12 protein-coding genes are annotated in these 12363 nt (G+C 62.2%); 8 read left to right on the top strand and 4 right to left on the bottom strand.

The annotated features are described in order from the left end of the window. Positions 1–718: 718 nt before the first annotated feature. Positions 719–1198, bottom strand: coding sequence for a DUF4429 domain-containing protein (locus CH293_RS28760; RefSeq protein ID WP_052058719.1), 480 nt, complete (start codon positions 1196–1198; stop codon positions 719–721). Between the two features lie 310 nt (positions 1199–1508). Between CH293_RS28760 and CH293_RS05645 the strand changes: the two genes are divergently transcribed. Further along, the gene (locus CH293_RS05645) at positions 1509–2537 is read left to right on the top strand and encodes a hypothetical protein (RefSeq protein WP_037154200.1); all 1029 of its coding nucleotides are present in this window, start codon (positions 1509–1511) and stop codon (positions 2535–2537) included. A 406-nt stretch (positions 2538–2943) separates the two neighbouring features. On the opposite strand, the gene CH293_RS05640 is transcribed toward CH293_RS05645, so the two are convergent. Further along, positions 2944–3267: a hypothetical protein gene (locus CH293_RS05640; RefSeq protein WP_255122708.1), complete on the bottom strand. Its 324-nt coding sequence runs from the start codon at positions 3265–3267 to the stop codon at positions 2944–2946. A gap of 218 nt (positions 3268–3485) precedes the next feature. On the opposite strand from CH293_RS05640, the gene CH293_RS05635 reads away from it, so the two are divergent. The 4 genes from CH293_RS05635 to CH293_RS05610 all read left to right on the top strand — a co-directional run bounded on the left by CH293_RS05635 (position 3486) and on the right by CH293_RS05610 (position 7108). Continuing rightward, positions 3486–3932: an Hsp20/alpha crystallin family protein gene (locus tag CH293_RS05635; protein WP_176459920.1), complete on the top strand. Its 447-nt coding sequence runs from the start codon at positions 3486–3488 to the stop codon at positions 3930–3932. A gap of 428 nt (positions 3933–4360) precedes the next feature. Next, complete coding sequence (locus CH293_RS05630) at positions 4361–5149, top strand: ANTAR domain-containing response regulator (RefSeq protein WP_255122707.1); 789 nt, start codon at positions 4361–4363, stop codon at positions 5147–5149. Between the two features lie 630 nt (positions 5150–5779). After that, complete coding sequence (locus CH293_RS05620) at positions 5780–6304, top strand: hypothetical protein (RefSeq protein ID WP_094719619.1); 525 nt, start codon at positions 5780–5782, stop codon at positions 6302–6304. A gap of 381 nt (positions 6305–6685) precedes the next feature. Next, positions 6686–7108, top strand: a complete 423-nt coding sequence (locus CH293_RS05610) for a phosphate acetyltransferase (protein WP_094719617.1) — start codon at positions 6686–6688, stop codon at positions 7106–7108. Between the two features lie 43 nt (positions 7109–7151). Here the strand turns inward: CH293_RS05610 and CH293_RS05605 are convergent, their stop codons facing one another. Both CH293_RS05605 and CH293_RS05600 read right to left on the bottom strand, forming a co-directional pair. Continuing rightward, positions 7152–7889, bottom strand: coding sequence for a FadR/GntR family transcriptional regulator (locus CH293_RS05605; RefSeq protein ID WP_037108285.1), 738 nt, complete (start codon positions 7887–7889; stop codon positions 7152–7154). A 59-nt stretch (positions 7890–7948) separates the two neighbouring features. Next, positions 7949–8575 carry a TetR/AcrR family transcriptional regulator gene (locus CH293_RS05600; protein ID WP_176459919.1) on the bottom strand — a complete coding sequence of 209 codons (627 nt, stop codon included), beginning with the start codon at positions 8573–8575 and terminating at the stop codon, positions 7949–7951. A gap of 326 nt (positions 8576–8901) precedes the next feature. On the opposite strand from CH293_RS05600, the gene CH293_RS05595 reads away from it, so the two are divergent. From CH293_RS05595 to CH293_RS05585, 3 genes are all read left to right on the top strand, one after another. After that, the gene (locus tag CH293_RS05595; protein WP_094719615.1) at positions 8902–10269 is read left to right on the top strand and encodes an MFS transporter; all 1368 of its coding nucleotides are present in this window, start codon (positions 8902–8904) and stop codon (positions 10267–10269) included. 78 nt (positions 10270–10347) lie between these two features. Beyond that, entirely contained in the window at positions 10348–11580 is a 1233-nt protein-coding gene (locus tag CH293_RS05590; RefSeq protein WP_094719614.1) for a CaiB/BaiF CoA-transferase family protein, read from the top strand. Continuing rightward, positions 11577–12362 carry an enoyl-CoA hydratase/isomerase family protein gene (locus tag CH293_RS05585; protein ID WP_094719613.1) on the top strand — a complete coding sequence of 262 codons (786 nt, stop codon included), beginning with the start codon at positions 11577–11579 and terminating at the stop codon, positions 12360–12362. The genes CH293_RS05590 and CH293_RS05585 overlap by 4 nt, the downstream gene beginning before the upstream one ends. Position 12363 lies beyond the last annotated feature (1 nt).

Genomic DNA, 12363 nt, shown 5'->3' with positions numbered 1-12363 from the left:
GGATGTTCCCGTGCTGAAAGCATTTCCCGCGGAGTTCCGCCGCAACGTCATCGGCGTCGCCCGTAAGGGCGAGGTCCTGTCACGTCAATGGCGGTCCGCGTTGATCTACTGGAGCTCTTGACGCGATGAGCGTGTACGCACCGCACTGTAGTCACTGAATCCACTAAAGATTGCCAGCATTCGACGAAGGGTTGTCAGGAGTGTCATTGTTGACCGAGCCGATTTGATTCCCCGGATGATCGGCACGTCTATAGTTATAACGAGCTCAAATCCTATCGAAAGAGTTCGCCGGTGGTTCCATGACCAGTTATCGCCCGCATCCAGATCGGCACGCAGGTTTATGCGTCCCCAGCCGTCTATGTAAAGGCCAGAGTGGTCGCTCACGCGGACGCCTGGCCCATCGACGTCCACGCCAACCTGACTGACCTGCAGTGTTGGCCTAAGCGCACCCCAATTCGCAGCATCCCACTCGGCGCTGGAGGACGTCCAGGACCATCGGTAGTTGTGGAGCATCACCCGGTCGTTTGCTGAGATGAAGAGACCCGCGTGGAAATTCCGCGGGCGCTGGCGACGGCTGTGGTGGCTGTGCCGACGCGGCACGAGCCGGCGTTGGCGTGAGCTGACCGGGCCGTTCTTCGTCGAAGCCCCGAGATGCAGCACTTATGAAACACAGGTAAGGGCCTCGGCCGGACCGATTCGGTCGTGTATAGGTTCTGCTCTACCCCGCTGGGGCTGTGTGAGTGGTCCACATCTGTCCGTCCCAGTATCGGAGACTTCCGTTGCGATCGGGGTTCGGGTACCACCCCGCGGGTACGTGCGGGGGAGGCGGTGGAATTGGGTTCGATGTGGCAGGGGGAGATGGAGTGGGTGCTACCAGTGCGTCGTCTATCGCTTGGCGTAATGCCAGCATGTCGCGGACGTGCCTGCGCTCCAGGGTTACGGCGTTCTCGCTTTCAGCCGTTCGTCGAGATGCCGATGTGAAGCGTGAATTCACCTCGATGCCACCTGGAATAGTGAATTCGATGTACCCTAGGACGAATGGTGTCGGCTTCTTGAATTGAATTGCTTGGATGGAAGACAGAGCGATTCGCTTCTCTCCGACCCCGACCGACAGTCTGGCCATCAACCCGCTTCGCTCGATGGTGACGTATCGACCGTCGAAGCGGACCACGCCGTTGAAGCCTGCTGCAGCGATCATCGGAACGGGCTCCTCTTTGTCCGCGGGCGACGGCTTCCAGCTTGTCGCCCTGTCCGTGGCTCAACAGACAATACCGACAGAGCCAGGTCGCTCCGGTACGATCCGATGTTTTCACGACGCGACCGAGCCGGGGCAGTCCCGACATCGCAACAGTGTGCGAGTTCGGCTTGCTCAACTGGACTTACACATAGGACAAGTTGGGGCGTCACGGAGGAATTATACAGGAATGAGCCTGTTTCCGCGTGAGTGGACAATGAAGAAGTGCGCTGGACAGACTAACTGAGCGGCTTGATTGAACTATGTTCTCCGTATGACCAACGGGGACTCGTTCACGGCATTTCCAATACGGATCGAGCAACGAATGCGGATGACAGGCATGGTCGTACGGCAGTCGACGCCTGGATTGACCGACCTAATCGGAGCTGTGGGTGTTGTGGATTCGACTGAGGAGCCGGTGGTGATGGTGGCGATGGAGTTACCTGAAGCGCGGTCGGCAGGTCGAAGCAAATCCGAACAGGAAATCGAGGACGTCGCGGCTTTTGTGCGCGATCACCTATCGGTACCAAATTTTGAGCGAATCAGTCCGGGGCCGCACAGGAACGAACCACCGGACTGCTTGGTGTCCATTCGCGGGCGCGAATTCGCTGTTGAGACGGCACAGTTGATGCTCCCGTCCAAGGCGAAGTATCCGAATGCGGTCGGGCGTTGGAAGCTTTTCGAGCAGCTTCGGGAGCACCTCTTTCGCGATTGTGGACGCTTGCAGCCACGCCTTCGTCAGCATCGAGGTTCCATGGTGTCGGTGTGGTTCAATTTGGATGGAGAAAACCGGCTGCCGCCTCGCGGTAACGAGATTGAACATATGATTGATCACCTGAAATCAGTGTCCCCTCCCTCCGGCGAAGTGCTCCGCCGACTTCATCGAGCGTCGGACACGATACCGGCGAATACTGTAATAAATCAGAACGCGGCCGGGAGTGTTGGCTGTACCTGGGCGGCCTTGCCTGTGGACTACCGATCGAGCCTGCGGGCGACCTTGGGATTCGACATTGGCTTGGCGTATCACGACTCCTTTACACGGTCCGACCTTCGGGCCGAGGTGAAGCGAGTCGTGCAGCAGCACGATGACACCAGATCTGACGTCTTGGTGCTGAGCGTGGGTGGGCTGACTCGCGAGGGCACGTTCTTTCCGTCGTCTGGCATGTTCGCGAATGCGCTCTTCGACGATCCGAACCCTCTGAACGGCTGGGCCCCGCGTCATGTGCCGGCGGTTGTTCTCCACGATCAGGAAAAGAATCGGTCGAGATGGTTACATGGTCGGGAGCCTTGGATGGGCCACTGATCAGAGCGACAATGCGAAGCGACTGCACGGGCTGCCGAGGACAAACAACCTCCAGTAGGTCTCAGTGTCACGAGAGTGTCACATGTCGGTACCTACGACGGTGGATTCGGATGGTCCCGCTTGGACGATTGACACAGGTCAGAGCCTCTGTGGTGGTTCCATGCGGACGTATTTGGTTGTCTCGCAACATACTTGTAAGCGAGCGGTCAACGGTTCAATCCCGTTAGGGGGCTCCGCACATGAAGGCCCCGACCACGTCACGTGGTCGGGGCCTTCGTCGTTGCGAGGTGCGTCGGCCCCTCTGCAGGTGACCCCAGTGCACGGTATCGATGCGTATCCGCAGGATTCCGCTGATTGCCGGTGGTCGTGTGCACTGGGGTCAGTAGAAAATTCTGCGTGCCGATGACTACCAGAGAACCATCGTCAGGAATCCGATTCCCAGGATGATGCCGAGGGCGCCGGCGCCGTAGGCGAGGGCCGCATCGGTGCGTGATGCGGGAGGTCCCGAGAGGATCGGACTGCGGTCGGCCCAGAGCGCGGCGCCGAGAGCGAGGATGCCGAGCGCGACTCCGAAACCTGGGGTCCAGAAGCACACGATCGACAGTGCGCCGATCATCAGCGCTGAGTCGGTGTTCTCGCGGCGGTCGAATGCCCGCCGGTTCCACCACCGCCGATCCTCCGGTCCGCCGGCGGTTCCCTCGGCATCGTTCCTGTCGGCCGTCAACGTCATTGCGTGTGCTCCTTCATGTGTCGCATGCTGCCCGATACGGTTCTCGCGCAGCATCATCGGCCGTCCTCGTGAGACGGCACCTGCCCCGAAAATTTTTCGAAAAATTGTGCACAACCATCTTGGCACTCAAGCGGCGAGAGTGCTAATTTCTGTATCGCACAGTCAAGAGCAGCCCGCTACAGGGGCGGGTGCATCTGGAGTTGATGGAGGTGGTTGCTGTGCTTCGCTTCGATCCGTTCCGTGACCTCGATTCCATTACCTCGGCCATGCTGGGGACGTCGAGCGGTTCCGATCGTGCGCCACGGTTCATGCCGATGGACCTGTACAAACTCGACGATCACTACGTTCTGTCGGCGGATCTTCCCGGGGTGGATCCGGGATCGATCGATGTGGATGTCGACCGCGGAACCCTCACGCTGACGGCGCATCGCACTGCACCCGATACTGATGGGGTGCAATGGATTTCCTCGGAACGTTTCGCCGGTACATATCGTCGCCAGCTCGCGCTGGGCGACGGCGTCGACTCCGAGCGCATTTCCGCGTCCTATGACAACGGAGTCCTGTCGGTGACGATCCCGCTGGCCGAGCGCGCCAAACCGCGGAAGGTCCAGATCAGCGCCGGCACCTCCGACGGTCAACGGTCGATCGAGACGCAGTCGACCTGACCGCCGCGGTCAGTCTGGTGTCGATATCCGTTGTGGCGCTTCACGTCCACGAAAGAACGGGGTGATGAACAAATGATCGATCCGGTGATGTGGCCCGATGGAGCCTGCGAGTGTGCGCCAGCAGATTTCGTCGAGCAGCGTATCGAAGTCCCGTTCGACGACGATGCGTATCCATCGACCCCTCGCTTCGAGGTTGTCGGGACGGAGTAGACCAGGCGGATGTGCCTGTGTCGGGGTGGCGCGGGGCGCTGCCGGTTTCTTGACAGCGCCCCGCGCCGCGGTACGTCCGTGTAGCGGGGTACCGGCAGCTCGGATGCCACGACTGCCGCGTACCCAAACCTGGCCCCCTGCGGTAACTCGAGCATCGGCGGCGCATTCGATTCCGGTTCCGGATGATCGTGTGGTCGAATCTGTTGGTGAAGGATTCTGTGGTCACTGATGCCAGTACGGCGGAGGGCGAGAGCCTCGCTGCCGCCGATGACGCAACTCGCGCGGCTGCCGCTCGCTTCGGGGCGGTGGTCGCTTCGATCGGTGACTCGATCCGCGACGACGACCATGTCCTCGAAACCCTCGACCGGCTCGTCGCAGCAGCGTGCGAGCACATCGGGGATGTCGACCACGCCAGTGTCACCATCGACGTCGACGGCCGAAGCTTCACAGCGTGCTCGACCGACGACTCGACGATGGCTATCGACCTCGAGCAGTACGACCTCGATTCCGGGCCGTGCCTGACCGCTGCTCGCACGCCGGAAACAGTGGTCGCGGACTGCGATGTGATCGACGAGCGATGGCCGAACTTCGGGCCGACCGCCCGCGCTGCAGGTGTGCATTCGATTGTCGCCGAACCTATCTCGTCGGCGCAGGTGACATTCGGTGCCGTCAACCTCTACAGCCGCACTGCCCATGCTTTCGACGATATCGATCGATCCCTGCTGGCGGCATTGACGGCCGCGATCGGATCCGCCGTCGGCGACTTCGCACGGATCGGCGCCGCCCAGGACACTGTGGACGGCCTGCGTACCGCTATGGAACATCGGGCCCCGATAGAGCAGGCAAAAGGGATCTTGATGGCTCTGCACCGCATCGGACCCGACCAGGCCTTCGACATCCTGTCCACTCGGTCTCAGAACACCAATCGCCGCCTTCGTTCGATCGCCGTCGAATTCGTCGCCGCCGTCAGTGAGGTCAGTGCAACGGTGACCGATACTCCGACGTAACCGACGCGCTTCGTCTCGGCCGGGGAGCTATCGTGATCGAGCTCTGAGATGTCCACTGCGACCGGCCGCAGTCCAGCATTGCTCGACGCGTAGACGCGTGATCCGATATGTGTTGACCGCAAAGCGTCACTGCTGTCGTCGTGGTGCGGTCCGAGAGAGGCTGATGCGAACGGGACGTCGAGGGGTGACTGCGAGGACGACGGGTACTGAAACGGGCATGATGCTGTGGACATCCATGAAGTAGTGGACATCGCAGAGGAATGTGCACTTGTGGTGACTGACGACGCGGATCCGTCACCGTTTCGCGCAGTTCTCACCTCGGCAGGGCGCACCCGAGTGCTGACTGTTCGGCGAGCTGCACATGTCCGCTGGGCCGGATCCGGCAACAGCCGCATCCACCGCGGCTGCCGACGCCGAGGGGGCTCTTGACAGAAAGTCGATCGGGCGCACACGCGGTCGGTTTCGAACGTGTGGAACGGGGTGCACTGGACTGCAATTGTGCGGCCGGGTTGCGGTTCTCTTGCTTGATTCTCATGTCATTCGTCGGCGTTCGGTCCGAAAGGTGCCGCTTGGTTCTTTTTGCGGCATGCTGACAACTCGAACATTGTTCACTCGACGAAGAGGATTGCGATGCGATCGATCAACCGGTTCCTGCTCGGTGCATGTGTCTGCGCCCCCGTGCTATTGGCCATTCCCGCGACCGCGTCGGCGACGGGAGCATCGGATGTAACCTACCAATTCGCGGTTGACGGGTCGACGGTGACCAACACGATCACCAACAATTCCGGCAGCACACTGACTTGCGCTACTTCGCTGGCTGCCGCACCAGGCGGCGTACTACCCCCGGTCTGGGAGATCGTCGGCAGCGGTCAAACGTTGTACTCGAACGACGACGCTGGACAGAGCGGAGTAAGCACGCAATCGGTCACCGGCATTCCCGCAGGCACGTACGTCGCGCTCGCCACATGCGCCACGGAGAACGTAGACCCCGCCACAGTCTGGGTTTCCGACTATCCCGGCCTCGCAGAGGTCCTGGCCACCACGCCGTGGGTCTCCTACACCGTGCAGCAGGCTTCCCCCATCGTGACGATCGGAGATCCGGCACCGACGGCACCGGATCTCGGTGCACTCCTCGGCAGCGGCAGCGCCGGCTGACGACCTCCGAGCGCTCATGCGGCCGTGAGGTGGCGGATCCCTCGTCGTGCGAAGTCCGTGGGAATCATTGGGCGCAGCAACCGATTACGCGTATCCGTCAGGTGGGCACGCGAGTGCGATGAAGTACGCGCAGCCGTATGACCCGCACAGTGCAGGTGGAGATGAGTTTCGTCTGCCTGTTCTACGGGGGCACCGCTGTCGGCGAGGGTTTGCCTGGGTGAGGTGGTGATCGAGCAGCACGGTCAGGTGTTGCTCGACGTCGTCGAGTGCTGTGAGCGATCGTCGTGCCACGATGCTCGGTGGTGTGCACGCCGACGGGACCATCGTCGGGCTAGATCTGGTCGCCGATATTTTCTTTGCGTCGTAGGGCATCATGAGGCGATGAGCGATCTCGAATACCTGGCCACATTGCTTGCTGGACTGGATGCGGAGATTGCGCGAGTCGCTGCTGCCGAGTCGGGCTCCGATGAACAGTCGTCTGCCATCGACGACGCGGCCGACGCGGTCCTGCGGTTACGTGCGAAGGTCAAGGCCGGTTACCCCGGCAAGAAGGCCTACTACCTCGCGGCGTCGACCGACCCGAATGGAATCCGGGTCGAGGGCATTTCTGCCCTGCAGGGCAAACGCGCCCACGAACTGGTCCGCGACGGTGGATGGATGCACGTGGATTCCAGCACGGTGCTCGATCTTCTCGACGACGACCAGATCAGTCGGTACCGCGCCGTCGCGGGACGCGGCGTGACGCAGACATTTCGAGACGCACGTGAATACCTCGCAGCAGCAACGGGTCTCGCCGGCAAATAGACTTCAGCAACGTAGATCTGGTCGTCTGCCGCGTTCTGCAGCGTCAGTTTTCGCGATGCGCGAGGATGTGTCGACGTAGGTAGGTCAGGTGCTCGATGATCGCGACCTCGCCTGCGTCGGCATCCTGGTTCTTGATGGCGCGCAGGATTGCTGCGTGCTGTCTGACGGTGTCTCTGCCGACTTCCGGGGAAAGGTCGAGGTAGTGCACCGGCTCGGTGGCGTGGTGCAGTGTGGCGACGAACGAGGCCAATACTCTGTTGCCGGACGCCTGGGCGATGTGCGTGTGGAACTGTCGGTCGAGGTCGGGAATCTCGGGATCGTCGACCGAGGCCGACTTCTGGCGTGCGACTATGTCCGACAGTCGAGCCAGGTCCTCGCTGCTGCGGTTCGCCGCAGCAAGCCGCACGGCGGGTACCTCGAGCTGTTGCCGGACGTCGGCGACCTCCTCGAAGCGGATGCTTCCCAGAGTCATGAGGTTGTCGACGGCTTCGGTCATGACCGTTCCCAGGGATCGGAAGTCGACGGACTGGACGAAGTTTCCGCCGCGAGCGCCGGGCACCTTGAGGATCAGGTGCTGCGAGGACAGGACTCGAAGTGCTTCTCTCAACGTAGTTCGGCTGACGTTGAACTGACGGGCCAGTTCGGCTTCGGGCGGCAGCATCTCGCCGCTCTTGAGGTCGCCCGACAGGATGGCCGATTTGATCGTCTCTTCGACCTGTTGGCGAGGCCGCAGGACTGCTTGCCCTATCGGCTTGCGTGCGACTTCACTTTCGATCGGCATCCGTCAGTTCCCCTTATGCCACCACGGTTAATGTTGGACGTTGGCATCCGTGACGCACGTTACCATCCATCGACCCCATCATTCGGCAGAAGTCCGTGCATCGGCGGAGAACGCAGTATCGCCAGGACGCTGTGGGACATCGTTCGGCACGTGTCGTCGATCGACAGGCCCTGTCCGAATCTGAAGTCCAAGTAGACGCGCTCGTCGAACACCGTGGCCCACAGCAACAGTGCCGTCGGCCGATTCTGGTCGGGGACGATCCCCAGTTCGATCAAGTTCGTCAACACTCGCTCGAACAATGCGTAGTGCTCCGCGATGGCACCGTCGCCTTCGTTGAGCCTCTCCAGGTAACCACGCGAAGACCTGACGACCGACGCAGGCCGTGCCCACGTCTCGTAGTACTCGACCACCCGTGCGCACACCGCGTAGTACAGGCGAAACCCGGCCGAATTCTCGGCCAACGCGTCCAATTCCACCAGCAGTCGTGACACGGCGCGCTCGTAGAACTGCCGTCGAATTTCGATCAACGCGTCGAAATGTCGATACACCGTCGCAGTACTCACCCCTGCCTCGCGAGCGAGGTCCGGCAGCGAGAAGTCCAGCCCTCGTTCCTCGATGAGGCGTCCTGCGGCGTCGAGAAGACGGTCCCGCGTTCGTTGTGTGTCGGCCCGAAGTTTCTTGTCCATGCACCCTCTCGGAGCTTGTGTGGCGTCGGACCTCTTGGTGGCGACCCGACGCTCGCGACCCGCAATGTACCGGTGATTCTCATGTCGGAGCATTCAGTCGGACGTATCGGTCCGAATCGGCCTACGAGATGACACGATGATCTCGTCTTCCGGCGAAACTCGTCGGGCAGGCCGCGAAAACCTGCGGTGGTGGTGTTGTACATATTCGTAAATGTTGGACCTTGCACAATCGGTCTCCTTACGTCTAACGTGACAGCCGTCACCGAATAGACGCCGTCGCGGCCACCTCACAGTGCGGCGAGGCAATCGGCCCCGGAAGGAAATCAATGAGCACCACTTCGCCACCGCCGAAGGCATCGATCACGAAAGTTGCCACGGCGAGTCTGGTCGGTACGACGATCGAGTTCTTCGACTTCTTCATCTTCGGCACGGCTGCCGCCCTCGTCTTCGGCAAACTGTTCTTTCCCGACCTCAGCCCGCTGGTCGGGACGCTGGCGTCGTTCGCGACCTTCGGCGTCGCCTTCGTGGCGCGCCCACTCGGTGCTCTGATCTTCGGACACTTCGGCGACAGGGTCGGGCGGAAGCAGATGCTGGTCACCAGCTTGCTGCTGATGGGCGCCGGTACCGTGGCCATCGGTGTGCTTCCCACATTCGATCAGGTGGGAATGTTGGCGCCGATCCTGCTGGTCCTGTGCCGTCTGCTTCAGGGCCTCGCCCTCGGCGGAGAATGGGGCGGTGCAGTCCTGATGGCAGTGGAACACGCACCCAAGGGCAAGCGCGGCTTCTACGCAAGCTGGCCGCAGGTCGGGGTCCCGCTCGGCTTGGTTCTGGCGACCGGCATGTTCTACTTCGTCCAGCAGCTTCCGGAGGAAGACCTGCTTTCCTGGGGATGGCGTGTTCCGTTCCTGCTCAGCTCGCTGCTGGTGCTGACCGGTCTCTACATCCGTCTGAAGATCGAAGACTCACCGGCGTTCAAGGAACTCAAGAACAGCAAGCAAGAAGAGCGTTACCCCGCCGCCGTCGTGTTCCAGCGTGCAGGAAAGGGCGTTTTCCTCGGAGCGCTTTCGATTGCCGCAGCGAACATTCCGTTCTACATGGCGACTGTCTTCGCGCTCACCTACGGAGCAGACGAGGGAGTGGGGCGCAACACCGTGCTCGGCGCAGTCTGCGTTGCCTCGTTCATTCAGATCTTCACGATTCCTTACGTCGGCACCCTCTGTGACCGCTTCGGCCGTCGCCCGATCATGATGGTCGGCGCCGCTGCGACGACGCTCATGGCATTCCCGTTCTTCTGGCTGCTGGACACGCACAACACGCTGGCGATCTTCTTCGCACTGTTCTTGGCGCTACCGATCTGCCATGCGCTCACCTACGGGCCGCAGGCGAGCTTTCTGCCCGAGATCTTTCCCACCCAGCTGCGCTACAGCGGCGCCGGTATCGCGTACACCATCGGTGGCCTGGCCTTCAGCGCTCCTGTCCCGTTCATTGCCGCGGCACTGCTGGATCACTTCGATGCAGCATGGCCACTGTCGATCTACATCGCCATCGGCGGTCTGCTCACCATCGTCGCCGTCGGACTGTCGCGAGAGTCCAAGAACGACGAAATCAACTGGGTGGAAACACCTGGTGACCACGACCGGGCCGGCTCGGCCAGGGCCGCGACGACCGACAGCGATGTCGCACGCAACGTGTGATCTTCGGAGCCCCAGTGCGCCACGTCGCCACCGGCGTGGCGCACGGCGTCGAACACGTTCGATACACGAAGGACAGATATGAACCTCGAGAACCAGGGCCCGTTGCATGGAGTGACCGTGGTCGACATGACCACTTCGTACGCCGGCCCGACGGCGTCGATGTACCTGGCGGACCTCGGTGCGTCCGTCATCAAAGTCGAGCGCCCAGGCCACGGTGACGATGCGCGGGGGTGGGGGCCGCCGTTCGTCGACGGGACCTCCGCCTGGTTCGCATCGGCCAACCGCAACAAGAAGTCGTTGGTACTCAACCTGCGGACCGAAGAAGGACGCGAAGTCCTCTTTCGTTTGCTCGACAACGCCGATGTCTTCCTGCAGAACATGAATCCTGCGAAACTGGAGCGCATGGGAATCGACGGAGAATCCCTGCGGGCACGCAACTCCAGGCTGATCTACTGTGCGATGTCAGGATTCGGGTTGACCGGTCCGGACAGTAGCTTGCCCGGTTATGATCTTGTTGCCCAGGCGCGTTCGGGATTGATGTCGGTGACCGGCGCAGCGGGTGGGAGCCCGCAGCGCGTGTCCACGGCACTGTCCGACGTCGTCACCGGAATGTGCGCATCCATTGCGATCAACGCGGCACTCGTGCGGCAGGCACGGACCGGTGAGGGCGAAACCATCGACGTGTCCTTGCTCGACACCGACCTTGCGTTGATGGCGCCGAGGATCGCCGCGTTCCACGCAGGTGAGCCCGAGCCTGCCCCGAGCGGTGGAACCGACTCGGTACTCGCCGTCTATCAGACGTTCGAGGCGTCGGATCGCACCATCGTCGTCGCGATCGGAAACGACTCGATGTGGCAGAGATTCTGCACGGCTCTGGGATTGACCGATCTCGCCGCCGATCCGTCGCTTGCCGACAACGCCGGGCGTCGTGCCGGACGCGCGAGAATCACCGAGCAGGCCGCGGCGAAGCTCCAGGGCCGGACCGCGGCGGAGTGGCTTCGAGTGTTCGGTGAGATCGACGTTCCGGCATCCCTGGTCCAGACGTTGTCGGAAGTGGTCAAGGATCCGCAGGTCGTTGCGCGCGGCTCACTGATGAACGTGCCGGACTCCGCGGACCAGCTGGTGACGGTGCACAGTCCATTTCGGCTTGCGACGGTCCCCCCGCGGAACGAGCGATTCCCCGATCTCGGTGAGCATTCGCGGGAGGTCCTCCTCGGGCTCGGTTACGAACCCGACGAGGTCGACGCCTTGATCGCCTCGGACGCGGTTGTCGCTGCATCCACAGCCAAGAAAGCACAGACCATCTCATGAGCGTTGTCACGACCGAGCGATCCGGCTCCGTCACCACATTGACCATCGACCGCCCGGAGGCCTTCAACGCTCTGAACGCGGACGTGATCGGTGCGCTACTGGCCTCCATGAGCGATGCCGCGGCCGATCGCTCGACGCGTGCCGTGATCGTGACGGGTTCGGGCAAAAAGGCATTCAGCGCCGGGGCCGATCTCAAAGAGCTTGCCGGCATGACGCCGGATACGGCGCGGCGGACGATGACCGACGGTCAGCGTGCGTTTCGTCTGATCGAGCAACTTCCGATACCGGTCATTGCCGCAGTGAACGGGCTCGCGCTCGGCGGTGGATTCGAGCTCGCCCTCACCGCGACCTTTCCCGTTCTGTCGACATCGGCATCGCTCGGGTTGCCCGAGTCCGGACTCGGACTCATACCGGGATACGGCGGTACGCAGCGGCTGCCTCGTGCGATCGGTGAACGCACCGCGGCGTACATGATGCTGACCGGTGCCCGCCTGAGCGCCGCGCGGGCGTTCGAGCTGGGGCTCACCCCGATACCGCCGACCAGTCCGGACGACCTTCTGCCCACTGCACTCGACCTGGCGGAGAAAATCGCTGCGCAAGGACCCGACGCAGTACGCAGCATCCTCTCCGCCGTCGGGGCGGGTCGTGACTCCACTCTCGACGCAGGCCTGGCCATCGAAACCGGTCTGGCCGCACTGGCCGTGGCCGGCGACGAGTCCACCGAAGGAATCAGCGCATTCCTCGAGCGCCGCCCGGCGCGGTTCGACAACCCGGAGGCATAGA

Origin of the sequence: Rhodococcus sp. 14-2470-1b, from assembly GCF_002259415.1 — a bacterium.
GTDB lineage: Bacteria > Actinomycetota > Actinomycetes > Mycobacteriales > Mycobacteriaceae > Rhodococcoides.
Note: the sequence above shows the minus strand (reverse complement) of the source record. Positions and strands in the feature narration are given on the sequence as shown.

Coding starts and splice junctions, on each gene's coding strand:
- CH293_RS28760 (WP_052058719.1), bottom strand. CDS start 1,198: ATGATCGCTGCAGCAGGCTTCAACGGCGTGGTCCGCTTCGACGGTCGA.
- CH293_RS05645 (WP_037154200.1), top strand. CDS start 1,509: ATGACCAACGGGGACTCGTTCACGGCATTTCCAATACGGATCGAGCAA.
- CH293_RS05640 (WP_255122708.1), bottom strand. CDS start 3,267: ATGACGTTGACGGCCGACAGGAACGATGCCGAGGGAACCGCCGGCGGA.
- CH293_RS05620 (WP_094719619.1), top strand. CDS start 5,780: ATGCGATCGATCAACCGGTTCCTGCTCGGTGCATGTGTCTGCGCCCCC.
- CH293_RS05610 (WP_094719617.1), top strand. CDS start 6,686: ATGAGCGATCTCGAATACCTGGCCACATTGCTTGCTGGACTGGATGCG.
- CH293_RS05605 (WP_037108285.1), bottom strand. CDS start 7,889: ATGCCGATCGAAAGTGAAGTCGCACGCAAGCCGATAGGGCAAGCAGTC.
- CH293_RS05600 (WP_176459919.1), bottom strand. CDS start 8,575: ATGGACAAGAAACTTCGGGCCGACACACAACGAACGCGGGACCGTCTT.
- CH293_RS05595 (WP_094719615.1), top strand. CDS start 8,902: ATGAGCACCACTTCGCCACCGCCGAAGGCATCGATCACGAAAGTTGCC.
- CH293_RS05590 (WP_094719614.1), top strand. CDS start 10,348: ATGAACCTCGAGAACCAGGGCCCGTTGCATGGAGTGACCGTGGTCGAC.
- CH293_RS05585 (WP_094719613.1), top strand. CDS start 11,577: ATGAGCGTTGTCACGACCGAGCGATCCGGCTCCGTCACCACATTGACC.